Source organism: Enterobacter cloacae complex sp. IR5450 (assembly GCF_049238665.1).
In the GTDB taxonomy this organism is placed as follows: domain Bacteria; phylum Pseudomonadota; class Gammaproteobacteria; order Enterobacterales; family Enterobacteriaceae; genus Enterobacter; species Enterobacter hormaechei_C.
This window is the reverse complement of the sequence record NZ_JBMKIC010000013.1, coordinates 48,117-73,062: the sequence shown is the minus strand read 5'-3', so window position 1 is coordinate 73,062 and position 24,946 is coordinate 48,117. Positions and strand designations below refer to the sequence as shown.

Here is a 24,946-nt window from a genome sequence, read left to right as displayed (position 1 = left end):
CTCGATAAATCACCGTGAATGCAGAGAGTCTATTATATTACACGTTCGATCTGCGCCGCCGATCAGTAAAGTTTGCGTGCGCACACCCTCCGCAACCTGTTGAATACCTTTAACCAGTTCGCCACCCGTCACGCCCGTCGCGCTGAACAGGATGTCATTGCCCTTAACCAGTTCGCTAAGGGTATAGATACGATTGACTTCCACCTTCATCTCCGCACAGCGACGGTGCTCCTGCACGGCGACCCGACGGTTCTCAGGACTCTCCCCTTTCGCTTCACAAAAATCGATCAGCTCCGCCTGCATTTCGCCACCCAGCGCTTTCACCGCGCAGGCAGAGATCACCCCTTCCGGCGCGCCGCCTGTGGTGTACATCAGATCATAGGGATTATCCTGTAAGCAGGTCAGAACGCTGGCGGCGACGTCGCCATCGGGCAGCGCGAACACTTTCACGCCCAGCTGCCTTGCCTCGGCAATTGCATTATGCAGGCGCGGTTTGTCCAGCGTTACCATCCGCAGATGCTCCAGCGGCTTACCCAGCGCCCGGGCAACGTTGCGAAGGTTTTCTGCCAGCGGGAGATCGAGGCTGATTGCCCCGGTTGCCGCTGCGTTAACCACCAGTTTTTTCATGTACATATCAGGGGCATGAAACAGGCTGCCCTCAGGCGCAAACGCCATCACTGCCAGCGCATTGCTTTGTCCCATCGCCACCATGCGGGTCCCCTCAATGGGATCGACGGCAATATCCACCGCCAGGCCGACGCCGCTTCCGACCTCCTCGCCAATCCACAGCATTGGCGCATGGTCGATCTCACCTTCGCCGATGACGATACGCCCGCGAATCGCTATCGCGTTTAGCGCCTCGCGCATGGCGGTTACCGCCAGCCCGTCGATTCGGTTTTTATCGCCGCACCCGGTTTGCGGCCAGGCGGCCAGCGCCGCCTGTTCCGTGACGCGAAAGAGCGGCCATGCCAGAGACATCATGCGGCCGCCTCCCCAATATCCACCCCAAACTTCGCCAGCAGATAGCGCTCTGCTTTTTCATTCCAGATGCCGTGAGTCTCTTCCACAAGCCTTGCCAGCTCCCGGAAAAGCGGATCGGTTTTACCCTTCTCGGCAAAATCGGCAATGGCCGTTAACGGCATGGTGACACCGTTGTAGATAAGCTTCTTGCCCCCAGGAATGTCCGGCAGATTGAGTACCGTATGCGGCACCGCATCCAGACCGCCGATGTGAGTCACCATAAACGACGGCTGGAGCTGGCCTGTCGCACTCAGCGCAATCGCCTCTTTCATGTCCTCCGTCGAGCCGCCGGAGGTGCCCACCACGTGGGTACTGTTGTAATGGACGTTGTAAAAATTAAACGGCACCTTGAAATTGCTGTCCGTTGGTCCGGCGAAGAAATTCAGGCACCCGTCCTCGGCGAGAAGATCGTCTGCCAGTTCAATGACCGCCGGAACCGCGGCATAGACAAACACGTCGTCAAAGCCTGCATTGTCAGTTAATGCGCTTAACGTAGCGGCAGGGTTCTCCAGTTCGGAGGTATTAACATAGATAAGCTCAATGCCCTTTTGTGCCGCCAGCTCAACCGGCAGGAGTTTTTCCGCCTGCGCAAGGCGTGCCTCATCGATATCCACCACCACAACGCGCGACGGCTGAATCCCGCCGTTAATCGCATAATCAATAGCGCCAATTCCCATCGGCCCGGCGCAGGCCAGAAGCGCAATATTACCTCCTGGTTTCACGCCCATCCGGTGCTCATAGACATATTGTGTCGTATGATAATTGGCGTTATACGCGCCGATAATGCAGCACATGGGTTCCGCCAGCGAAGCCGCCGCAAAATAGGAGCCGTGATAAGGTAAAACGCAGCCCAGATTAATTGCGACTTCTGGAATAATCATATACGTCGCATTGCCGCCAAAATATTCATAGCTGTAGCCAGCAGAATAACCGCTCGGCAATCCCATTGCCGGTTGTAAAACAAAGCGCTGACCTTTTTTAAATTTCCCGGTAAGGTTTTTTCCGACCTCAACAATCACCCCTGCACATTCATGTCCGGTTATGACCGGATGATTTTCCAGATCGTCCGGCACACGTTTATGTTCACTACCTAATTTCGCCGCCTTCCAGGTTGATAAACAAACGCTGTCGGAAATTACGCTCACCAGCAGTTCATTGTCGCTTATTTCGGGCAGTTCGAATTCGCGGATACGAACATCCTGCTTGCCATAAATGGCAGCCACTTTCGTTTTCATAATGACTCCAGGAACCAGATAGATTAATTCGCCGTTAGTTGCTTAAATAACTCGTCAAGCTTAGGATCGCCGAGATAGTTTTTTATCAACACTAACGGTTTGTCACTGACCCGTTTAGCGCGCCCCTCCAGGCTGGCATGGGTAACAATAATGTCCGCGTCGTCAGGCACATTTTCGATGGCATAATGTTTTACTTCGATGTTTTGTCCGGCTTTTTCCAGACGCTTCCGGAATGTCGTCGCGCCCATAGCGCTGGAGCCCATTCCGGCATCGCAGACAAAAGCGATATGCTTAACATCCTGGTAAGTAAACTTGCCTTCCTGCTTCATGGCTTTTACGGCGTTGGCAGAATCATTGAAAGTATCTTCCGTTTCAGCTTCGTTATTTTTATCCATCTTCAGGATAAAAGAGGCGACCGCAAAGGTGACCAGCGTGCCTGCCGTTACGCCAGCAATCGTGGCGAGGAATGCGCCTTTAGGCGTTAACGCGAGGTAGGCGAAAATCGAACCCGGACTTGGGCCAGCCACCAGACCACCGCCTAACAGGTTAAACACCCACGTCCCGCTCATGCCGCCAGCAATCATCGCAATCAGCGTCAACGGTTTCATCAGTACGTAAGGGAAATAGAGCTCATGAATGCCGCCCAGGAAGTGAATGATCATCGCGCCGGGGGCTGACTTCTTCGCCATTCCTTTGCCGAAAAAAGCAAAAGCCAGCAGCAGACCTAAACCCGGCCCGGGGTTGGAGGCCACCATAAAGAAGATGGATTTACCCGTCTCGGAAGCCTGCTGCATCCCCAGCGGATAATAAACACCCTGATCGATAGCGTTATTTAAAAACAGGATTTTTGCCGGTTCGTTAATCAACGACAGCAGCGGCAGGTAGCCTGCATGTACCAGTGATTCAATACACTCTTTAATAAAGTTATTGGCAATCGACACCGCAGGACCGATCACTTCAAATCCCAGCAGGCAGAGGAGCATACCCGCAATACCCAGCGAGAAGTTGTTGATGACCATCTCAAAACCAGCGGGAATGCGTTTATCCAGCAGCCGATCGATGTGCTTAATTACCAGACCGCCGAGTGGCCCCATGATCATTGAGCCGAGGAACATAGGAATATCCGCGCCGATAATCACGCCGATAGTGCCGATCCCCCCCATCACTGCCCCACGTTTGCCGCCAACCAGGTGTCCGCCGGTAGAGCCAATCATCACCGGCAATAAATAGGTGATCATCGGACCAACAATTTTGGCGAAATGCTCATTTGGCATCCAGCCGGTTGGAATAAATAATGCGGTAATAAATCCCCAGGCAATAAAAGCGCCAATATTCGGGATGACCATTGCAGTCAAAAAGCCCCCAAAAGCCTGGACCTTTGCACGAGCAGACTTGTGTTCCATAATAATATCCTGTAAAGGAGAGAATAATTATGCGTGAGCGATAATATCCGCCAACTGCTTTTCTGACTTAGCGGTTAACAACGCCGACAGCCTGTCTTCTTCACATAATAATTCGCTTAATGCCTGGATAGCGCCGATATGTGAATCCGCATCCGCCGCCGATAAACCAATGAGTAATTTTACGGGCTCATCGTCGTCGGCAAACTGCACTTCCTGTTTAAGAAGCGTTAATGACATACCTGTTTTTAAGGCACCGCACTCCGGACGGGCATGAGGCATTGCCACACCCGGAGCGAGAATGTAATAAGGGCCATTAGTAAGCGTCGAGGTTTTAATTGCTTCAATATAATCAGCGTTAATATAATGATTTTGCAGCAAAGACGACATGGAAAAATCAATGGCTTCCTGCCAGTCCTTTGCTGCGGATTTTATTGATATTGAGGATTCAGGGAAATAATCAATTAACCGCATATATCATCCTTATTTTATTTTTAGGGTACAACGTATCGCTAAAAACAAAATACGCCTGCGGTAAAATGAAATCAAACGGAGACAAAATAGCGAGCGTGCCAGAGTGCATTTTAATAAAACGAATAAAAACAGATCGTTAAAAACGATAAATTAAAAAGCAAGTCTATATATGTGATACCCATTGCAAATTAAACATATTATGACTTTGCGTATTTGTGATGGGAATCACCAATTATATGTTGTTAACACAAAAAAATACCTCCAAAATAAAAACGGGCCGCCTGAGCGACCCGTTTTGCATCACTGGGAGAGTTACAGCAGTTCTTTCGCCTTAGCGACAACGTTTTCAACGGTGAAGCCGAACTCTTCAAACAGCTGTTCAGCTGGCGCAGACTCACCAAACGTGGTCATCCCGACGATAGCGCCGTTCAGACCCACGTATTTGAACCAGTAGTCTGCGATACCCGCTTCCACTGCCACGCGAGCGGAGACCGCTTTAGGCAGTACGGATTCGCGGTACGCGGCATCCTGCTTGTCGAACGCATCGGTAGACGGCATGGAAACCACACGCGCCTTCACGCCTTCGGCAGTCAGTTTTTCCCATGCTGCTACAGCCAGTTCAACTTCTGAACCGGTGGCGATGAAGATCAGCTCAGGCTGGCCCGCGCAATCTTTCAGCACGTAACCACCGCGTGCGATGTTCGCCAGCTGCTCTGGAGTACGCTCCTGCTGCGCCAGGTTCTGACGGGAGAGGATCAGCGCGGTTGGACCGTCCTGACGCTCAACGCCGTATTTCCACGCCACCGCAGATTCAACCTGGTCACATGGACGCCATGTGCTCATGTTCGGGGTCACGCGCAGGGAAGCCACCTGCTCTACTGGCTGGTGAGTTGGACCATCTTCGCCCAGACCGATGGAGTCGTGGGTGTAGACCATCACCTGACGCTGTTTCATCAGCGCAGCCATACGCACGGCGTTACGTGCATATTCCACAAACATCAGGAAGGTAGAAGTGTACGGCAGGAAACCACCGTGCAGAGCGATACCGTTGGCAATCGCAGTCATACCGAACTCACGTACACCGTAATGGATGTAGTTACCGGCAGTATCTTCGTTGATTGGCTTAGATCCGGACCACAGGGTCAGGTTTGATGGCGCCAGGTCAGCGGAGCCGCCGAGGAATTCTGGAAGCAGAGGGCCAAACGCTTCGATCGCATTCTGAGATGCTTTACGGCTGGCGATCTTGGCTGGGTTCGCCTGCAACTTCGCGATGAACTCGTTCGCTTTGGCGTCGAAGTCAGACGGCATGTCACCTTTCATACGACGGGTGAACTCAGCCGCTTCCTGTGGGAAGGCTTTCGCGTAAGCCGCGAACTTCTCGTTCCAGGCCGCTTCTTTCGCCTGACCCACTTCTTTCGCATCCCACTGAGCGTAGATTTCAGACGGGATTTCGAAGGCAGGGTGTTTCCAGCCAAGCGCTTCACGGGTCAGTGCAATTTCCGCGTCGCCCAGCGGTGCGCCGTGGGAGTCGTGAGTGCCCGCTTTATTCGGAGAACCGAAGCCGATGATGGTTTTGCACATCAGCAGGGACGGTTTGTCGGTCACGGCGCGCGCTTCTTCTACGGCACGTTTAATCGAGTCAGCATCGTGGCCATCAACGCCGCGCACAACATGCCAGCCGTAGGCTTCGAAACGTGCGGCGGTGTCGTCAGTGAACCAGCCTTCAACGTGGCCGTCGATGGAAATGCCGTTGTCGTCGTAGAACGCAACCAGTTTACCCAGCTTCAGGGTGCCTGCCAGGGAGCACACTTCGTGAGAAATGCCTTCCATCATGCAGCCGTCGCCCAGGAAGACGTAGGTGAAGTGGTCAACGATGTCGTGGCCAGGACGGTTAAACTGCGCCGCCAGGGTCTTCTCTGCAATCGCCATACCTACGGCGTTAGCGATGCCCTGACCCAGCGGACCGGTAGTGGTTTCAACGCCAGCGGTGTAGCCTACTTCCGGATGACCTGGAGTTTTGGAGTGCAGCTGACGGAAGTTTTTCAGCTCTTCGATTGGCAGATCGTAGCCAGTGAGGTGCAGCAGGCTGTAGATCAGCATAGAGCCGTGGCCGTTAGACAGCACGAAACGGTCGCGGTCTGCCCATGCCGGGTTCTGCGGGTTGTGGTTAAGGAAATCACGCCACAGGACTTCGGCGATGTCAGCCATGCCCATAGGGGCGCCCGGGTGGCCGGATTTGGCTTTCTGTACTGCGTCCATGCTCAGCGCACGAATAGCATTAGCAAGCTCTTTACGTGAGGACATTTTAACTCCAGATCGGACTGTTAAAGGCCATGCCCTTGACGACAGCGCGTTTTGGGCTACGCCGGAAAAAAGTGCCAACAATGTAACCCAAGCCGCAGGGCATGTACATGGAGCATTCTTTTGCTGCTTAAGAAATCTCTGGATCATGCTCGCATGTTGCGCAATCTGCTCGCCCGCCCCTGTAGATATTCCTTATACTTAGCCCGACACCGGCTTCGTTGACGGTGCATTTTTCGGAATTAATTCAGATTAACGAGTACGGAAGCAACATCATGAAAATGCGTGCAATCGGGCTGGCTGTGGGAACAACGCTCCTGCTAAGCGGCTGTCAGAATATGGATTCTAACGGCCTGATGACCTCAGGCGCAGAAGCTTTTCAGGCCTACTCACTGAGCGATGCGCAGGTGAAAGCGCTGAGCGACGAGGCCTGTAAGGATATGGATGGAAAAGCTACGCTTGCCCCGGCAAACAGCACCTACACGCAGCGTCTGAACAAGATTGCTTCCGCGCTGGGCGACAACATTAACGGTCAGCCGGTGAACTACAAGGTGTATATGGCGAAAGACGTGAACGCCTTCGCGATGGCTAACGGCTGTATCCGCGTATACAGCGGCCTGATGGACATGATGACCGACAACGAAGTGGAAGCGGTGATCGGCCATGAAATGGGTCACGTTGCTCTGGGTCACGTGAAGAAAGGGATGCAGGTTGCGCTGGGCACCAATGCCGTGCGTGCAGCGGCGGCCTCTGCGGGCGGCATTGTCGGCAGCCTATCCCAGTCGCAGCTGGGCGACGTGGGTGAGAAACTGGTTAACTCCCAGTTCTCCCAGCGTCAGGAGTCGGAAGCGGATGACTACTCTTACGATCTGTTGCGCAAACGCGGCATCAATCCATCAGGTTTAGCCACCAGCTTCGAAAAACTGGCGAAACTGGAGGAAGGCCGTCAAAGCTCCATGTTTGACGATCACCCGGCCTCCGTTGAACGCGCGCAGCATATCCGTGACCGCATGGCGGCAGACGGTATTAAATAATACTCCGGCCCGGTGCGCGCCGCGCTACCGGGCAACAAGACTCAATCAGTACAGCGTTTTCTGTGGCGGCCCGGCAAACTTAAGGGCGCCAATCTGCCCCATCCGCACCTCTACCACCGACGGCCCCGGCATCGCCAGCGCTTCCATCATCACCGCGTCAAAATCCTCGGCCTGCTCAACGCTCCAGGCCTGTAGACCAATCGCCTGCGCCAGCAGGGTAAAATCCGGCGTATGCAGCGCGTTATAATACTGACGCCCGCCAAAATATTTATCCTGAATACCACGCATTACGCCGTAGCCCCCGTCGTTCATGATCAGCAGCGTCACGTTGGCTTTCTCCTGCGCCAGCGTCGCCAGCTCGCCTAAATTGAGGCTCAGGCCGCCGTCGCCCACCAGCCCCACCACCTTGCGCTGTGGGTTGGCAATCGCGGTGCCGATAGCCATCGGCAGCCCCATTCCAATCGCCCCGGCGAGGGAGTGAATATTCATCAGCGGACCGTTAGCCCTGAACAGGCGGCTACCCCACAGGCTGCCGGACACGGTGATATCGCGCACCAGCAGGCCGTCTTTCGGCAGGGCTTTCTCAATGGCGTCGTTAAGCTTCGCATAGGCGCCGCACTGCTCGCGCAGCCCCTGCTCAGCTTGCCCGACAGCCTGCTGTACCTGCGTATCCCACTGGGCGTTGCCCCACTCGCGGCCCTGCACTTTTTCAGCCAGCGCGCCAAGCAGCGCTGAACAATCGGCTATCAACGTGCTATCCATCAGGTAGTTACGGCTTGCTGCCGCCGGGTCGATATCGAGCTGCACCCGCGGGGAAGGCAGCTCAAGCGTCCAGGATCGGGTTTCGTTGCTGCGCAGGCGAGAACCGGCCACCAACGTAAAATCACACTGCGCAATCAGCGCCTCAACCGACGGCGAATTATGGAACGCGCGAAGGCTGGCGCGGTGGTTGTCCGGCAGCACGCCGCGCGCGTGGGTGCTGGAAATCACGGTGATGCCCGCATCCGCCAGTTTTTTCACCGCCTCAGCGCTTCCCAGCGCCCCGCCGCCCAGCCACAGCAGCGGCTGTTTCGCCTGTTTGAGCTGCGCCCACAGCGCGTCAACCATTCCGGTATCCACGGCCGGAGCCGATACCGGTTTGATCGGAGCGGTTACCAGCGACAGCGGAATTTTGGCGCTCTGAATATCAATCGGGATTTCCACCGAGACCGGTCCGCACGGCGGGGTCTGCGCGTCCTGGATGGCTTTATGCAGAATCGCTATCGCCTGATTCGCATTGCTGATGCGGTACGCCCGTTTTGAGCTGGCCTTCAGGAAGGTCAGCTGGTCACGGGTTTCATGGATAAACCCGGTGTCGGCGTCCAGCCAGGCTTTCTCAACCTGCCCGGTTAAATGCAGCAGCGGCGTGCAGGCATTCATGGCTTCCACCAGCGCGCCTACCGCGTTCCCGGCCCCCGCGCCGGTGCTGGTCAGCGCCACGCCGAGGCCGGAAAAGCGCCCGTGAGCATCGGCCATGGTGACGGAACCGGCTTCACCGCGCGCGGGCACAAAGCGGATATTGTCCCGCTGCCCAACCGCATCCGCGATCGGCAGGTTGTGAATGGAGATGACGCCGTAGATGGCCTCAACCTGATACTGCTCCAGCGTTCTGGCGATGGCGTCGCCGACGGTTATCATTTCGCTCATTGCTCACCCTTTCTCAGTCGCACCAGTGGTTGACGCTGTTACCCGTCGCCAGATAAATGCTCTTTTGTTGCATCCAGGCTTTCAGCCCCTGGATACCCTTCTCGCGGCCCAGACCGCTCTCTTTAAAGCCCCCGAACGGGGTCGAAATCGCAAAAACCTTGTAGGTGTTGATCCACACCGTGCCTGCCTCCAGCTGCTCGCTGAGACGCAGGGCGCGACCAGTATCGCGCCTCCAGATCCCCGCCGCCAGGCCGTACACCGAGTCGTTCGCCTCGTGGATAAGCGTGGCTTCATCGCCAAACGGCATCGCCACCAGCACCGGGCCGAAGATCTCTTCCTGACAGGCGCGGGCGCTGTTGCTCAGCCCTTCGATAATGGTTGGCAGAAAGAAGCTGCCGTTTACCAGAGCGGGATCGGCGGGGATCTCGCCGCCGCACAGCACGCGGCCCCCTTCACGCTTCGCCAGTTCGACGTACTGGATCACGCTCTGGCGATGTTTTTCGTTGATCAGCGGTCCTACATGGACGCCGTCGGTAAACGGATGTCCGACGCGCAGCCCGCGTGTTAATTCCAGCAGCCTCGCCATCAGCGGGGCGTAAATACTCTCGTGGATAAACAGCCGCGACCCGGCGATACACGCCTGCCCCGCCGAGCTGAAAATGCCGTAGCAGATCCCGCGCGCGGCCTGTTCGATATCGGCATCCTCCAGCACGATGGTCGGCGATTTGCCGCCCAGTTCCAGCGAGGCCGGGATCAGTTTTTCCGCCGCCACGTGCGCCAGATGACGGCCCGTGGTGGTGCCGCCGGTAAAGGAAATTTTCCGCACGCGAGGATGACGCGCCAGCGCATCGCCAATCACCGAGCCTTTGCCCGGCAGGACGCTCAGCAGCCCGGCGGGCAGCCCGGCCTGTTCAAAAATCCGCGCCAGCTCCAGCGCCATCAGCGGCGTGGCTTCGGCGGGCTTGAGGATCACCGCGTTCCCGGCGGCAATCGCCGGTGCGACCTTCTGCATTTCGCTGGCAATCGGCGAGTTCCACGGCGTGATGGCCGCCACCACGCCAAGGGGCTCGTAGCAGCTCAGCGTCAGCAGATCCGGCTGGCGCGGCGTCGGAAGTTCCCCTTCCAGCAGCTCGCAGGCGGCGGCAAAGTAGCGCGCCGTTCCCGCCGCGCTCATCACCAGCCCGCGTGCTTCCGCCAGCGGCTTGCCGTTATCACGGCTCTGCATCTGCGCCAGCGCATCGACGCGGGATTCAATAAGATCGGCAACTTTATGCAGGATCTTCGCGCGCATGTGCGGCAGACTGTTACGCCATGCGGGATCGCGCCAGGCGCGCTCTCCGGCGGCTACCGCCTCCTCCAGGTCATCCAGACTGGCGGCATTCAGCGTCGCGTTGATCGACCCGTCTGCCGGAAAGTGGCTCTGCATCGGGTTGCCGCCGCCGCGTCGCCACTGGCCGCCGATAAAAATCTTCAGATCGTCCATCGTCACTCCTCAGCTCAGGGCCAGCTCGCGGCAGGCGCGCACCGCGCTCAGTGCCGCCAGGGTGGAGGTTTTAGGATTAGAAGCCAGCGGCAGTCCGCTCAGTTCCAGATGGAACTCGCCGAATAATCCTTCTACATGCAGCGTGTGGGTGTTACGTTTCGTTGCCGGGTCAACCATCAGTTGCACGCGGGTGTCGTCCATCCCGACGCCGCCGAGCGCCACGGTCGCCGCCACGTTGGCGTTCGCCGGGAACAGGCGCGCCGCCTCGCGGGCGCTGCCCTCGAAGAAAACCTTTGCCTCTGACACCGCATTCAGATCGATAAGCTGCTCGGCATAGCTGCCGCGCCAGCTGGCCGGGCTTTTGCGCGACTGATAGGTAACGCGCTCAAGCCCGCCCTCTTTCGCCGCCGCCAGCCCGTCGATACCGGCCACCGCACCGGAAAGCAGGGTCAGTTTTCCGCCCGCGGCGAGCAGACGCTGCTCCAGCGCGCTGTCCGCCAGCGCGCCGGTGGAAATGATGGCCAGATGCCAGCCGCGACGCAGGATCTCTTCCCCGTACTGGGCCACCGCCTGCTGGCTGGCGCATTCCAGCACCAGATCCGGCGTTTGTGCGCACGCCATCGGCGACGTCAGCGCCTCAACCGCATCGCCAAACTGGTCGTGAATGGCGGGATGGTGAGACGCGCGCGCCACGATCCAGCCGATAGCCACACCGGCGGGCAGGCGCTCAATCACCGCCTGCGCCATGGCGCCAAAACCAATCAACATTACCTTTTTCATGATGTGTCCTTACAGATGGCGGCAGAAGCCGCCGGAAACGTCCAGCGCCGCGCCGGTGGTAAACGAGGCCAGCGGCGAGGCGAGGAACAGCAGCGCCTGCGCGGGCTCCTGCGGCTTGCCGAGGCGCGCCATCGGAATGCCGCGCTTGCGCGCGATCTCCGCCGTCCACTCCGGCCAGCTCTGGCTTTTATCCGCCCGGCTTTCAAAGCGGCGCTGCCACTGGCCGGACTCGACCATACCGAGCAGTATGGAATTGACGCGAATCCCTTTGCCCACCAGCTCTTTCGAGAGCGTCAGCGTCATGTTCAACAGAGCGGCGCGGGCTGCCGACGTGGCGATCATGTGCTCTTCCGGCTGAAGCGCCAGCAGGGAGTTCACGCAGGTGATGGAGGCGATGTCGGACCGTTCCAGCAGCGGCTGAAACGCCTGCACCGGGTTAATCACCCCGAACAGTTTGAGTTCGGCTTCGTGCAGCCACGCCTCGCGCGGCGTGTCATGGAAGTGCGCCACGTAGCCCTGCCCGGCGTTGTTGATCAGCATATCCGCCGCGCCAAAACGCGCCTGCACCGCATCCGCGAAGGCCTGAACTTCGTCGGCATTCAGCACGTCGCAGCGGTAAGCGAAAATCTCCCCGTGAGGAAATTCGTTTTGCAGCGTCGCATGGGCGCTGGCGAGCCGGTCCGCGTCACGGCCGCAGAAGGCGACTTTCGCCCCTTCTCCCAGCAGCAGGCGCAGCGTTTCAAAGCCAATGCCGGAAGAACCGCCGGTGACTACCGCTACGCGCCCGTCAATTTGTGCATTCATCGCGCACCTCTTCGTTAATGCGTAAAAGCTGTTGGTTGAAAAACGCGTCGTTATCGAGATAGCTGGCGTGCCCGGCCTGCGGAATGGTGATAAACGGCATGCCGTAGCGCAGCGCCAGACCCTGAACCAGCTCCGGCTGGGTGATGGCATCCTGCTCGCCGCACCAGACTTCAAAACTGCCGGAATAACGCTTCAGCCAGCCGTGGATGTCGTCATGCGCCAGCATCCACGAGGCGGCAAGGTAGCCTTCCGGGCGCAGCACCCGCATGCCCGCCGCGACGGTGGCGATATCTTCCGCGCGCGCGCCGGGGCGCAGCAGCTTCGGGGCGCGGGTCTGGGCGAGGATTTCGCCCCCCAGCGCCATCTGCTGCTCGCGGTTGTGCCAGACCTGCTCCCGCTGCTCCGGCGCGGCATTGCCGTACCCCTGCGCCGCGTCGGCCAGCACCAGATGAATGACGCGATCCGGGAACTTTGCCGCAAAGGCGCTGGCCACCAGCGCCCCCAGGGAATGGCCGACCAGCACTGTCTGCCAGACACCGGCGCGATCCAGCATGGCCGCCAGCGCGTCGGCGTAATCCCCCGCGTTTGCCCGCGCTACGGCCAGCATCGGGCTTTCGCCGTAACCGGGCATGTCCCACGCCAGCACGCGAAAACCGTTCAGCGCCATCTGCTTGTGCCAGGAGGCGGCGCCGGAGCTGATCCCGTGCAGCAGCATCAGCGGAATGCCGCTTCCCTGTTCACGAAAACCCGTCATCATGCCCCCTTAGTTCCGCTTCACTTTGGAAAGCGGATGGTCGGACGGATAGGTCGGGATTTCCGGCTTATTGGTCCCCAGCATGACGCACATCAGCGCTTCTTCTTCGCCGTGGTTAAACAGGCCGCGATAGATGCCCGGCGGAACGGAGATCAGGTCACGCTCGCGCAGCACGGTTTCGGTGTAGTTGTCGCCGTCCTGGATCATCAGCGTGATCTGCCCCTTGAGCATGAAGAACACCTCTTCCACGTCGTCGTGCAGGTGCAGCGGTCCTTCGCACTTCGACGGCAGCACCATGGTGGAGAAGGTAAAATGGTCCGCCTGCACGGTGTTGGTGTCGTTCGCCACGCCGGTTGCGCCGGTGCCGATGTAGCGCATCTGCGCCCGGCGATATTTCGGATCAAAATCGGCCTGGAACTTCAGCGCGTTCCAGTCGTATTTACGGCCTTCGAAGCGCGCGATGCGCGACTCGACCCACTCTTCCATCGTCAGATGGTCAGGTTTGATGCCTGTTTTGTTGGTTACGGTTGAATCAGTCATGACACTCTCCTCAGTAACGTCTCAGCAGCGGCAGTAACAGGACGCAGCCCACCGCCGCCATCACCGCCAGAAAAATCAGCCCGGAATCCATGCTGTGGGTAAAGGCGATCAGCGCGCCCATCACCGCCGGCGACAGCGCGCCCGCAAAGTTTCCCAGCCCGTTGAAGATACCGCCCGCCGTGGCGCTCACCCGGGGATGGGTGGCCTTCGCCAGCAGGGCGAAAATGTTGGGCGCGCCGGTGCCCCACATAAAGGTGCTGAAGCTCATCGCCGCAATGATGGCGAGCGGGGTATCCAGGTGCATCACCGCCGCCAGCCCGACGGCCGCCCCCGCCATCGAGATAAAGCAGGCCGCCGCGCGCTTATCGACCCGGTCAGAGAGCCACGCGCCAATCACTTCCCCTGCCAGCATGGCGATGAACGGCATCGACGACAGCCAGCCCGCATGCTCCAGGTGGATGCCTTTGCCCTTAATTAAGTAGCCAGGCAACCAGCCGTTGATGCCCCACAGGTAGGTCAGGAAAGCGATGTTAAAGATGCAGATGATCCAGAAGTGCGGGCTGACAAACAGCTCACGCCGCGCCGCGCGCCGCTCGTCCCGGGACGCCTGCGAGGTGCCGGGTTTTGCCTCCAGGCGGATACCGCGCAGACCAATGCGCACAAAGATAAGCACCGGCACGGTAAGCATGGCCATCACAAAGAAAGTGCTCTGCCAGCCAAAGGTGTTCAGCAGCCAGAGGGAGAGCGGGAAACCAATCGCCGCGCCCACCGGGGTGCCCAGCAGCCACAGCATGGTGGCGCGCGCCTGCAAATGCTGCGGGAAGTTGTGGCGCACAATGGCGAAGGCCAGCGGGAACAGCGGTCCTTCCGCCACGCCCAGCAGAATACGCAGGACGATCATCAGCGTGTAGTTATGGGTAAAGCCCATCGCCACCATCAGCACGCACCACACTGCCATCATCCCGGTGAGCAGGCGCAGCGGCGCGATTTTGTCGCCTAAACCGCTTAAAAACACCGATGAGAAGCCGTAGCTCAGCAGGAAAGCGCTCATCAGAATGCCGAGGCGCGTGGTGTCGAAATCAATGCCCATCGCCTGCTGGAAATGGGTATCCGAAAAGAGCGCCGCGATGCTGATTTTGTCGAAAAAGGCCAGCAGCACGCAGGCCAGCAGCGACAGCGGGATGGCCCAGCGCACCGCTTTTTCGGGCGTGCGGGTCCCCTCACCGCTCGCCTCAACCGGCGCGGTGTTAGTCTCTAGTGTGGTCATTTCTCCCCCTACGGGTGCGGGTTAGCTATCGCAGTGACATCAGTGAAAATGTCGGGTCGGCAAGCGGTACGTCCGACAGATCCCGCCCTGCCGCCATCCAGCGCTTCGCCAGCTTGACGGTGCGCGCATCGTTGAACGCCACAAGCTGCGTTAGCCGCCCGTTGTCGTCCAGCGAGAAGTACAGCGCCTCTTCACGCAATATCGTTCGGCAGCCTGCCTGCGGAATGCCGAGGATCTGAATGTTGTGCTGGTATTGATCCGACCACAGCCACGGCGCGTCGTCATAACCTGGCGCATCGGGATTGAGCATCGCTTTCGCCGTCGCCACCGCCTGATTCTGGGCGAAGGCCCAGGACTGGATGCACAAGCCGTAGTGATGGTGCTGGGCGACATCTCCTGCGGCAAAGATGAACGGATCCGAGGTGCGTCCCTGGGCATCCACCACGATCCCGCGCCCGGTTTTCAGCCCCGCGTCACGCGCCAGCTCCAGATTGAGATCGACGCCGATCCCCACCACCACTGCATCAAAGGTTTCACGGTTGCCGTCGCAGTGGACGACCGGCAGGCCGCCGTCGTCCTCCAGCTCCAGCGCGCCGCAGCCGGTACGGATCTCCACCCCCTGCTCGCGGTGGATGGCCTCCAGGCGCTGGGACACCTCGCCGCTCACCGAGCGCATGCAGAGCGCAGGCTGCTGCTCGAACAGCGTGACCGCCACGCCGCTTTTCCGCGCGGAAGCGGCAATCTCAAGGCCAATCCAGCCGCCGCCGATAATCGCCAGTTTGTGACTTTCCGACAGGCGACTTTTCAGGCGCTGCGCGTCCTGCCAGTGGCGCAGGGTATAGACCTGCGGATGGCTGGCCCACGCCTGCGAAGGCAGGCGCGCCCGACCGCCGGTAGCGATTAAAAGGATGTTGTAACTAAGCTGCTCGCCGTTGCTAAGAAGGACTTTTTTTTCATCGCGATCGACAGATTCAGCGCGCAGCGGTCGGTACCAGGTCAGGTCCAGCGCCTGCTGCACCTCGTCGGTAAACAGCCTTGGGAGCGCCGCGTCCGGTTCCAGCAGAGACGCTTTTGACAGCGGCGGCCGCTCGTAGAAATCCCATTCCTCTTCCGCTACCACGCAAATCTCGCCGTCGAAGCCCTCGTCACGCAGGGTTTTCGCCGCCCAGCCGCCTGACTGGCCGCCGCCGATAATGACAATGCGCGATGTCATACCGCCTCCGGCTTTTTCTGCTGACGGCGCGTGTCGTGGTCAATCCCGCCTTCCACCGCCCACTCGGTGAAGGAGACCAGGGAATGCTCCAGCTCGCGCGGCTGCCAGTTTTCCGTCAGGTAATCATCGTTGGTGTAATACTCAAACGCGCCGCCGGTCGGGCTGTTGACGTACCAGAAGTACGCCGACGACACCGGATGACGTCCCGGTCCGATAAAGGTGCTCCAGTCATGTTTATTCATCGCGATACCGCCGCCGATCACCTCGTGGATATCGCGCACGGTGAAGGCCACGTGGTTAAGGCCGCGCTTGCGGTTCGGCAGTTGCAGCAGGAACAGGTTGTGATGGCCGCCACGCACGCCGCAGCGCAGGAACACGGCGCGGTTGATATAGCGATCCGAGACCTGGAAGCCGAGCACCTCGCGGTAGAATTTTTCCACCGCCGCCAGCTCCTCCACGAAGAACACCACATGCCCCACGTTGATCGGCTGGGCGCGATCGTAAACCGGGCTGGGCGTGTCGATACGGCGGGCATCGCCCCACTGGTTTATTGGCTCGACGTTAAGCTCCACGTCGGTCTGCTGGGTCACCTGCACGCGCAGCGTCATGCCGTTCGGATCGAGGCATTCCAGCACGTCGCCCACTTCGCGAAAGCCGGGCTGCTGCGCCAGCTTCGGGCGCAGCGCGTCCAGCTCAGACTGGCTGGCAACCGCCCAGGTCATGCGGCGCAGGGTGTTGCCCGCTTCAAACGCGGGCGGCAGGTCGGGGCTGTCGATCGGGTTAAGCTCCACGCGCGCGCCGCTCAGGGTGGTGAAACGCTGGCCGCTGGCATCGCCCGTCAGGCCAAAATCACGCATAAATTTGGCGCAGTGCGTCAGGTCTTCCACACCAAATTCCAGCTTTTCAATTCCGGTTACACTCATCGTTCGTTGCCTCATCTGGCCCAGATTGGGCGTAAAACATGCCCGACGCAGTCAAGCGCCTGACGTTAACTCACTGATTTAACTGGCCTGTGATAGATACCCTAAGAAGCCAGAAATTTTATCCGCCGCAAGGCGAACCTCGTTTTGCAGGCGCTCGCGGTCGCTCTGCGGGATCTCCTCCGACGGCACCAGAATGCTGACTACCGCCGCCACGCGGCCGCTTCGGTCATACACCGGGTAGACGATGGAAGAGATGCCGTGGCGGAAGAAGGATTCGCCGATGACATACCCGCGGGCTTTGTCCTGCTGCACCATCTGCCACAGGGCTTCACGGTCGTGAAGCTGCCCCGGCGTGTTGCCCGGCAGACGCTCATGCGGGAACAGCTGTTCGAAATCAGCGCGGGAAATATCGGTCAACAGCATGCGGCCCAGCGAGGTACAGTGCACCGGCAGACGGGTACCAATGCTGACCTGGTTGATACGCGACCCGGCGGCGCTGACGCGGGCGATGTAGATAATGTCGCGCCCGTCGCGGATCGCCAGATGGCTGCTGCACTGGCTCACGTCGCGCAGTTGCTCGATCACCGCCTGGCCGACCTGCGCCACGTCCAGCGAGGCGATGTACTCAAAGCCAAGACGCAGCACGTTCATGCCCAGCGAAAAGGTATTGGTGCGCGTGTTGCGCTCCAGAAATCCCATGTACTCCAGCGTCTGCACCACGCGATAGGCGGTCGCCTTCGGCATATCCACCAGCCGGTGCAGCTCGGCAAAAGTCAGATCGCGATGCTGCTCGCCAAAGGCCAACAGCAGCTGTAAACCGCGCTCCAGCCCCGGCACCAGATACTTCACTTCCTGATCGTTTGCCATCATCGCCCTACCTTAGTTAAAGACAAAACCGCCGTTGACCGGGATCAGCTGTCCGGTGATGAACCGAGACAGATCGCTTAACAGCCAGACCACGCTGCCGGTGACATCTTCCGGCTGCTGCGCGCCGGTTAACGCGCGTCCGTTTTCGTAGAGCTGATGCCGTTCGGCGGGGACATATTCCGTCGCCTCGACGCGGGTTAACCCCGGCGCGATGGCATTAATGCGTATACGCTTTTCACCCAGTTCGCGCGCCATTGATCGGGTCATGGCAATGACGGCCCCCTTGCTGGCGACGTAGGCCATCAGGCGCGGCGCGCCCCACAGCGCGGTGTCGGACGCCACGTTCACAATGCCCGCCCCTTCACGCAGCAGCGGCACGGCGGCGCGCGTCACCAGCCAGGTGCCTTTGACATTGACGCTCATCACCCGATCCCAGAGTTCCGGATCGTAATCGAGCATGTTTTTGCCGCCGACGCCCGTCGCCATCGCCGCGTTGTTCACCAGGCCATCGATCTGACCCTGCTCGCCAATGGCGCTGAACACCTGCTCAATGGACTGTGGATCGGCCAGATCGATAACGTGCGGTTCGATCGCATAGCCCCGCTCGCTCAGGGCGTGGGCGCTTTCGGCCAGCTCGCCCTTCAGGATGTCGCACATCACCACCGCCGCGCCCTGCTCCGCGCAGGCTTTGGCAAAGTGAAAGCCCAGCCCGCGCGCGGCGCCGGTTATGACGATGCGCTTGCCGCTCAGCAGCCCGTTCATCAGGCGGCTCCCTGCTGTGCTTCACGCATCGCCAGCTGCTCTTTGGCGGCCTTTTGCATCATGCGGCGCAGGCGCGAAAGACCGACGTCGTGCTGATACAGGTACTCATGATCGCGCGCGTTTGGCGCCAGGCTTTCCAGCACCACGCGGTCCTGCTCCAGCACTTCCCAGTGCAGTTTTTCCAGACGGTTGCGGTACATGAAACGCCACATATCGCGCTGCCAGCCCTGCACCCGGCGAATGCGCCAGAAGAAGACGCGGCAGTTGTCGTTATCTTCCGGCACCACCATGCCGACGATAAAGAAGTGGCCGCCCGGCCCGAAGCGCTTCTTGTACGGAATGGAGAGGCGCATCCAGCAGGTGCCGCTGTTGCCCAGCTCCACCCAGTCAAAATTGACGCCGCTCTGCCCTTTCTTCTCGAAAATAAAACCGGTTTTGGTCGGCTGGAGCACCATGTCGGCCTTGCGATCCCCTTCCGCCATCGAGTGCGACGAGGAGTGCAGATAGGTGCCGTGCATCGGGTCCATCACGTTTTCCAGCGCGTACTGGTAATTGCATTTCCACGCGGCGGTGCAGAGGAAGTTGCTGAAGCTGTCCGTATCGGCGAGCTCGTCCGGGAAGGTCAGTTCGTCCGGCTGCTGGTCCGCGGTGACGCCAAACCAGAGGAAGATGGCGCCGTGCGCTTCCTGCACGCTATAGCTGCGCACGCACTGCTGGCCGACCAGCGGACATTTATCCACGGCGGGTACGTCTTTCACCTCGCCGTTGCCCGCCACCTCTACGCCGTGATACCAGCAGGCAATGCGGTCCCCAAGGTTCCAGCCCATCGACAGGCGCGCGCCGCGGTGCGGACAGCGGTCCTCCAGCGCCTGAACCTGGCCATCTTTATTGCGCCAGACCACAATCTGCTCGCCCAGGCGGGTGATGCCCACCGGCGCAGACTGCACTTCCCAGCTCGCCAGCACCGGATACCAGAGGCCGCGCAGACCTTTATCCAGATAATGTTGTACGGTCGTCGTCATCACGTTGCCCTCAGTAGCCGTTAACCTGTAAGAATGCCTGGAAACTGGCGTCGCTCCACGGCTCGCCCTGCTGGTCGTGCATGCGCACCGCGTTCAGCCCGCTTACCAGCTCCGGCAAGGTTTCAACGCCCTGCTCGAAGAGATCTTCCAGCGTCGCAATCAGCTTCACTTCCCAGCTTTCCGGCTCGCGGCTGCGGGTTTGCCAGATCAGGTTGGTGTAATCCCCCGGCTTATGAATGGCGCCATTACCGCCCTCTGCCGGTGGGGTAAACTGGCGGCTTTCCGGCAGCGCCGGGTTGAAGTTCAGGGTGTCGCTCATGCCACGGTCTCCTCGACGAAGGTAATCTGAATCTGGTTTTCAAAGACCCGAACCGGGTAGCGGTTGAGATTGCGCCCGCCGGGGCCGTGCAGGCACTGACCGGTTTTGACGTCGAATACCGCCTCGTGCAGCGGGCATTCCACCTTGCCGTCTTCCACGAAGCCCTGACTCAGCAGGGCATAGGCGTGCGGGCATACGTCCTCCAGCGCGTAATATTCACCGTCGATCAGGTAAACGCCGATCTCTTTACCGTCGACGTTGCCGCTAAAAGGGAAATCTTCCTGTACTTGCTCTGCGTCACATACGCCTATCCAGCTCATCACGATCCTCCAGGCTTTTGTTTCATATATGAAACTCTGTTTCTTATTTAATACGGTCAATATAAAAGCGATGAATGTTTCGTCAAGCGACAATGTGACGAATTTGTTAATCGACCAGCAATTAATTAACTAAGTGTGCAAGGGATCACGAAAAAATGCAGCGATATGAAATTTTCATTATTGCAGCGTGAGAAATACGTTTTTTTAATGGCCTCTTATTTTGAATAAAAGATATTGACTTCCTTTCTTTTTACTCTTTAAAAATAAATGAACGTCACCTCTTTCGCGTTTCACCTGTGAAACTAATTTTTAATTTATCTTTACTAAACAAAGAGTTTCACAGGTGAACCATTTTAGATCCGTGACAATCACATTGATGAAAAATATAAGTTACAAAAAACGTAAGGCGGACATGATGACGGCAAGATGGCAAGGCACGATTGCGCTTTTATTACTCATTATTATTTCGTACGTCGATCGGGTAAATATCTCGGTAATGATTTTAAACCCGGAATTTGCCGAACATTTTCAGTTAAATGAAAACAGAATGTTACAGGGCCTGCTCATGACCTGCTTTCTTCTGGGTTATGGTTTTTCCGCTCTATTATTAACGCCGGTTATTGAAAGCAAACTTCATTATCGGCAGGGATTATTAAGCAGCATTGCGATTTGGGCCGCGGTCTGCGCGGCTTCACCTTTGCTCGGCTCGCTGACGGGAATGCTCATCGCCCGCGTGATTCTGGGGATCGCGGAGGGTCCGCTATTTTCGCTGAAAACGCGCTTTATCAGCGATAACTTTAGCGCGCAAGAGATCGGTAAACCCAACGCCGTGACCGCGCTGGGCGTCTCGCTCGGGCTGGCCGTGGGCTTTCCGCTGGTGACCTGGCTGATGTCGCATCTGGGCTGGGCCGGATCGTTTTATGCACTGGCGGCAATCAACCTTCTCCTCGGGGGCAGCTTAATCTGGCGTTTTCTGCCCGCGCCGCGCAAGCTCCTGACCGCGAAAAAACCGGGGTTTGTCCACACCTTCACGCTGGCCTGGCAGACGCCGCTGCTGGGCTGGATTATGGTGGTTGAAATCGCCACCCTGAGCTATCTCTGGGGAAGCAGCGCCTGGCTGCCCGCGTGGCTGCGCGACGAGCATCATTTCTCGCTGCATGCCACGGGCTGGCTTGCGGCGATCCCCTTCCTGCTCAGCCTGGGGTCAAAGTTTCTGGGCGGCGTGCTGCTCGACAAAATGCGTCCGGAACAGGCACCGATGCTGTTTGTGGTGGGCGGGGCGATGACGGCGCTGTCCGTGGTCGCGCTGATGCTCAGCCATCAGCCTGCCTGGCTGGCGCTGTTTATGCTTTCGGCTAATGTCTTCTGGGGGCTACAGGGGGCGGCTATTCCGGCGGTGATCCAGCATCACGCCGCGCGGGAAGCGGTGGGCAGCGCTTACGGCATAATCAATGGGATCGGCAATATCTGCGCGGCGTTTATTCCGCTGCTGATGGGGATGGTGATGAGATCGGTGGGGTCGGTCAGTTCAGGCTTTTCGGTGCTGGTCGTTTCGCAGGTTATCACCCTGCTTGCCGGGGGAATGTTGCTGCTGCGCATGCGGCGCGCAGCAGCAATCAGCGCGTAAGGCTTATTCGCCTTTTTTCGCCGCCTGGATGTAGAGCATTTCCAGCGCCAGGGTCGCCGCGGCCAGCGCGGTGATCTCGGACTGGTCATAGGCCGGAGCCACTTCCACCACGTCCATCCCGACAATGTTCAGATCCTTCAGGCCGCGCACCAGCTTGATGGCGCGGTCTGATGTCAGGCCGCCGATCACCGGCGTACCGGTACCCGGTGCGAATGCCGGATCCAGGCAGTCGATGTCGAAGGTCAGATAGACAGGCATGTCGCCGACGATCTGCTTAACCTGAGCCAGAATATCGTCCACGCCGCGATCGTTCACCTGGCCCGCGTCGAGTACGGTGAAGCCGTTGTCTTTGTCGAACTCGGTGCGGATGCCGATCTGCACGGAGTGGTTCGGATCGATCAGGCCTTCCTTCGGCGCGGTGTAGAACATGGTGCCGTGGTCGAACTCACAGCCGTTCGCGTAGGTGTCGGTGTGCGCATCGAAGTGCACCAGCGCCATTTTACCGAAGTGCTTCGCGTGGGCGCGCAGCAGCGGCAGGGTCACGAAGTGGTCACCGCCGAAGGAGAGCATGCGTTTACCGGCCGCCAGCAGCTTCTCGGCGTGCGCCTGCAATTTTTCGCTCATCTCACGCGCGTCGCCGAAGGCGTACACCAGATCGCCGCAGTCCACCACGTTCAGGCGCTCGCGCATGTCGAAGTTCCACGGGAAGCGGTTGTGCTCCCAGGCCAGGTTAGTGGAAACCTGACGGATCGCCGCCGGGCCATGACGACCACCCGCGCGACCGGACGTTGCCATGTCGAACGGTACGCCGGTGATCACCCAGTCCGCATCGCTGTCGTACGGCTGGAAGTTCATCGGAAGGCGTAAAAAACCAAACGCGTTAGATACCAGAGAGTTATCGTACTGATGACCTAAAGTGCTCATGTCCTGACCTCTTATAAAGTCGATACATTAAAAACAGATGAAAAAAAATCCCCTCCGCGTCGTTAAACCCGACGAGGAAGGGATTGATTCGTAAATCGCTAATTGGGGCGAATTATCGCCGTTAATTCATACGGGTTCAAGTGAGTATAGGGCATTGTGCGGTCTGTTGCCCTCACCCCGCCCCTCTCCCACCGGGAGAGGGAGTTTACCTACTCATCTTCCAGGTAGGTGTACCCGTACAGACCCGCTTCAAACTCTTCCAGGAACTGCTGCTGTAACGCGTCGTCCAGACCGGTGTTTTTCACCTGATCGCGGAACTGGGTGAGCAGTTTTTTCGGATCCAGTTGAACGTATTCGAGCATGTCCGCCACGGTGTCCCCTTCGTCGGACAGCTCAACCTCCACGCTGCCGTCAGGGAAGACAAACACGTCAACCGCTTCGGTATCACCGAACAGGTTGTGCATGTTGCCGAGGATCTCCTGATACGCCCCCACCATAAAGAAGCCCAGCATTGGCGGGTTCTCCGGATCGTACTCCGGCATTGGCATCGTCGTTGCGATACCGTCACCGTCAACGTAATGGTCAATCGCGCCGTCAGAGTCACAGGTGATGTCCAGCAGCACGGCGCGGCGTTCCGGGGCGTGGTTCAGCCCTTCCAGCGGCAGAACCGGGAACAGCTGGTCGATACCCCAGGCATCCGGCATCGACTGGAACAGGGAGAAGTTGACGTACATTTTGTCCGCCATACGCTCCTGCAACTCGTCGATAATCGGACGGTGCGCGCGGTTGCTCGGGTCGAGCTGTTTCTGCACTTCGTGGCACATATTCAGGTAGAGCTGCTCGGCCCACGCGCGCTCTTGCAGGCTGAATGTGCCTGACGAGTAGCCGACGTGAATATCGTGCAGGTCCATCTGGCTGTCGTGCAGCCATTCGCGCAGGGAACGACGCGTGCCCGGCTCGTGCATCTCCTGCCAGGTTTCCCACATGCTTTGCAGGGAACGTGGGGCATCGTCTGCCGGAGGCGTGGCTTCGGTGATTTCGCTACGCTCAACGCCAATGATGTTAGAGACCAGTACCGTATGGTGCGCCGTGACCGCGCGGCCGGATTCGGTGATCACCGTCGGGTGCGGCAGGCCGTGCTCTTCGCAGGCATCGCCAATCGCCCAGATGATGTTGTTGGCATATTCGTTCAGGCCATAGTTTACCGAACAGTCAGACTGCGAGCGGGTCCCTTCGTAGTCCACGCCCAGGCCGCCGCCCACGTCAAAGCACTGAATATTCACGCCGAGCTTATGCAGCTCAACGTAGAAACGTGCCGATTCACGCACGCCGGTGGCGATGTCGCGAATGTTGGCCATCTGCGAGCCGAGGTGGAAGTGCAGCAGCTGAATGCTGTCCAGACGACCGCGCTCGCGCAGAATTTCCACCAGCTGAAGCACCTGGTTCGCCGCGAGGCCGAACTTGGATTTTTCACCGCCGGAAGACTGCCATTTACCGGAACCCTGCGACGCCAGTCGCGCACGCACGCCAAGGCGCGGGATCACGTTCAGACGCTCGGCCTCTTCCAGCACGATCGCGATTTCGGTCATCTTCTCGATCACCAGATAGACCTTGTGGCCCATCTTCTCGCCAATCAGCGCCAGACGAATGTATTCGCGATCTTTATAGCCGTTACAGACGATCACCGACCGGGTCATGCCCGCGTGCGCCAGAACCGCCATCAGCTCCGCTTTAGAGCCTGCTTCCAGGCCCAGCGGCTCGCCGGAGTGGATCAGGGACTCAATCACGCGACGGTGCTGGTTGACCTTGATCGGGTAAACGAGGAAATAGTCGCCGTTATAACCATACGATTCCCGCGCGCGCTTGAACGCGGCGTTAATAGAACGCAGGCGATGTTGCAGGATCTGCGGGAAGCAGAACAGTGCAGGCAAGCGCTGACCCTGCGCTTCACGGGTTTTCACCAGTTTAGCGAGATCCACGCGCGCTTCCGGGACGTCCGGATCCGGGCAGACACTGATGTGGCCCAGCTCGTTAACGTCGTAGTAGTTATTGCCCCACCAGGCAATATTGTAAGTGCGCAGCATCTTGCTGGCTTCCTGGGAGCTCATCGCAACCTCCTGCATAGAACGTAGTACACCCTGTTCGCCTGCTGACGAAGGCGAAAGCGAAGACATGTCGTCAGACATAGCGA

At 58.7% G+C, this 24,946-nt stretch carries 23 protein-coding genes; 2 read left to right on the top strand and 21 right to left on the bottom strand.

The window, feature by feature from the left end; genetic code table 11:
• Positions 1–9: 9 nt before the first annotated feature.
• The 5 genes from glpX to tkt all read right to left on the bottom strand — a co-directional run bounded on the left by glpX (position 10) and on the right by tkt (position 6,433).
• Positions 10–981 (bottom strand): class II fructose-bisphosphatase, encoded by a 972-nt coding sequence (gene glpX / locus ACOTYB_RS12395; RefSeq protein ID WP_104469114.1) that lies wholly within the window; start codon positions 979–981, stop codon positions 10–12.
• Positions 978–2,255, bottom strand: coding sequence for a zinc-binding dehydrogenase (locus ACOTYB_RS12390; RefSeq protein ID WP_217202407.1), 1,278 nt, complete (start codon positions 2,253–2,255; stop codon positions 978–980). The genes glpX and ACOTYB_RS12390 overlap by 4 nt, the downstream gene beginning before the upstream one ends.
• Before the next feature lie 23 nt (positions 2,256–2,278).
• Positions 2,279–3,658 carry a PTS mannitol transporter subunit IICB gene (locus ACOTYB_RS12385; protein WP_126524564.1) on the bottom strand — a complete coding sequence of 460 codons (1,380 nt, stop codon included), beginning with the start codon at positions 3,656–3,658 and terminating at the stop codon, positions 2,279–2,281.
• Between the two features lie 27 nt (positions 3,659–3,685).
• Positions 3,686–4,129, bottom strand: coding sequence for a PTS mannitol transporter subunit IIA (gene cmtB / locus ACOTYB_RS12380; protein ID WP_045337278.1), 444 nt, complete (start codon positions 4,127–4,129; stop codon positions 3,686–3,688).
• A gap of 312 nt (positions 4,130–4,441) precedes the next feature.
• Positions 4,442–6,433 (bottom strand): transketolase, encoded by a 1,992-nt coding sequence (gene tkt / locus ACOTYB_RS12375; RefSeq protein ID WP_409248882.1) that lies wholly within the window; start codon positions 6,431–6,433, stop codon positions 4,442–4,444.
• 272 nt (positions 6,434–6,705) lie between these two features.
• On the opposite strand from tkt, the gene ACOTYB_RS12370 reads away from it, so the two are divergent.
• Positions 6,706–7,464 (top strand): M48 family metallopeptidase, encoded by a 759-nt coding sequence (locus ACOTYB_RS12370; RefSeq protein WP_003860073.1) that lies wholly within the window; start codon positions 6,706–6,708, stop codon positions 7,462–7,464.
• A 45-nt stretch (positions 7,465–7,509) separates the two neighbouring features.
• Here ACOTYB_RS12370 and ACOTYB_RS12365 read toward each other — a convergent pair whose 3' ends face one another.
• The 14 genes from ACOTYB_RS12365 to ACOTYB_RS12300 form a co-directional block, all read right to left on the bottom strand.
• On the bottom strand, positions 7,510–9,150 hold the full coding sequence (locus tag ACOTYB_RS12365; protein WP_003860071.1) for a thiamine pyrophosphate-binding protein: 1,641 nt from the start codon (positions 9,148–9,150) through the stop codon (positions 7,510–7,512).
• 13 nt (positions 9,151–9,163) lie between these two features.
• On the bottom strand, positions 9,164–10,633 hold the full coding sequence (locus tag ACOTYB_RS12360; protein WP_409248883.1) for an aldehyde dehydrogenase: 1,470 nt from the start codon (positions 10,631–10,633) through the stop codon (positions 9,164–9,166).
• 9 nt (positions 10,634–10,642) lie between these two features.
• On the bottom strand, positions 10,643–11,413 hold the full coding sequence (locus ACOTYB_RS12355) for an aspartate dehydrogenase (protein WP_032660273.1): 771 nt from the start codon (positions 11,411–11,413) through the stop codon (positions 10,643–10,645).
• A 9-nt stretch (positions 11,414–11,422) separates the two neighbouring features.
• Positions 11,423–12,217 (bottom strand): SDR family oxidoreductase, encoded by a 795-nt coding sequence (locus tag ACOTYB_RS12350; protein WP_023314813.1) that lies wholly within the window; start codon positions 12,215–12,217, stop codon positions 11,423–11,425.
• Positions 12,201–12,971 carry an alpha/beta fold hydrolase gene (locus ACOTYB_RS12345; protein ID WP_126524592.1) on the bottom strand — a complete coding sequence of 257 codons (771 nt, stop codon included), beginning with the start codon at positions 12,969–12,971 and terminating at the stop codon, positions 12,201–12,203. The genes ACOTYB_RS12350 and ACOTYB_RS12345 overlap by 17 nt, the downstream gene beginning before the upstream one ends.
• 9 nt (positions 12,972–12,980) lie before the next feature.
• Complete coding sequence (locus ACOTYB_RS12340; RefSeq protein WP_017382915.1) at positions 12,981–13,511, bottom strand: cupin domain-containing protein; 531 nt, start codon at positions 13,509–13,511, stop codon at positions 12,981–12,983.
• 10 nt (positions 13,512–13,521) lie between these two features.
• A complete protein-coding gene (locus ACOTYB_RS12335) occupies positions 13,522–14,778 on the bottom strand; it encodes an MFS transporter (RefSeq protein ID WP_023314815.1) in 1,257 nt (418 codons plus the stop codon).
• 25 nt (positions 14,779–14,803) lie between these two features.
• The gene (locus ACOTYB_RS12330) at positions 14,804–15,991 is read right to left on the bottom strand and encodes an NAD(P)/FAD-dependent oxidoreductase (protein WP_022651824.1); all 1,188 of its coding nucleotides are present in this window, start codon (positions 15,989–15,991) and stop codon (positions 14,804–14,806) included.
• Positions 15,988–16,914, bottom strand: coding sequence for a VOC family protein (locus ACOTYB_RS12325; protein WP_045342422.1), 927 nt, complete (start codon positions 16,912–16,914; stop codon positions 15,988–15,990). The genes ACOTYB_RS12330 and ACOTYB_RS12325 overlap by 4 nt, the downstream gene beginning before the upstream one ends.
• 78 nt (positions 16,915–16,992) lie before the next feature.
• On the bottom strand, positions 16,993–17,781 hold the full coding sequence (locus ACOTYB_RS12320; protein ID WP_220153885.1) for an IclR family transcriptional regulator: 789 nt from the start codon (positions 17,779–17,781) through the stop codon (positions 16,993–16,995).
• Between the two features lie 12 nt (positions 17,782–17,793).
• Positions 17,794–18,543, bottom strand: a complete 750-nt coding sequence (locus tag ACOTYB_RS12315; protein ID WP_045342424.1) for an SDR family oxidoreductase — start codon at positions 18,541–18,543, stop codon at positions 17,794–17,796.
• On the bottom strand, positions 18,543–19,565 hold the full coding sequence (locus tag ACOTYB_RS12310; RefSeq protein ID WP_022651825.1) for an aromatic ring-hydroxylating oxygenase subunit alpha: 1,023 nt from the start codon (positions 19,563–19,565) through the stop codon (positions 18,543–18,545). Before ACOTYB_RS12310 ends, ACOTYB_RS12315 begins: the two co-directional genes overlap by 1 nt.
• Before the next feature lie 10 nt (positions 19,566–19,575).
• Complete coding sequence (locus tag ACOTYB_RS12305; RefSeq protein WP_022651826.1) at positions 19,576–19,884, bottom strand: recombinase-like helix-turn-helix domain-containing protein; 309 nt, start codon at positions 19,882–19,884, stop codon at positions 19,576–19,578.
• Positions 19,881–20,204 (bottom strand): Rieske (2Fe-2S) protein, encoded by a 324-nt coding sequence (locus ACOTYB_RS12300; protein ID WP_003860044.1) that lies wholly within the window; start codon positions 20,202–20,204, stop codon positions 19,881–19,883. The genes ACOTYB_RS12305 and ACOTYB_RS12300 overlap by 4 nt, the downstream gene beginning before the upstream one ends.
• A 415-nt stretch (positions 20,205–20,619) precedes the next feature.
• Here ACOTYB_RS12300 and ACOTYB_RS12295 point away from each other — a divergent pair, with 415 nt between their 5' ends.
• Complete coding sequence (locus tag ACOTYB_RS12295; protein WP_409248887.1) at positions 20,620–21,831, top strand: MFS transporter; 1,212 nt, start codon at positions 20,620–20,622, stop codon at positions 21,829–21,831.
• A gap of 3 nt (positions 21,832–21,834) precedes the next feature.
• Here the strand turns inward: ACOTYB_RS12295 and speB are convergent, their stop codons facing one another.
• Positions 21,835–22,755: an agmatinase gene (speB, locus tag ACOTYB_RS12290; RefSeq protein ID WP_017382921.1), complete on the bottom strand. Its 921-nt coding sequence runs from the start codon at positions 22,753–22,755 to the stop codon at positions 21,835–21,837.
• Positions 22,756–22,964: 209 nt separating this feature from the next.
• Complete coding sequence (gene speA, locus ACOTYB_RS12285) at positions 22,965–24,941, bottom strand: biosynthetic arginine decarboxylase (RefSeq protein WP_017382922.1); 1,977 nt, start codon at positions 24,939–24,941, stop codon at positions 22,965–22,967.
• Positions 24,942–24,946 lie beyond the last annotated feature (5 nt).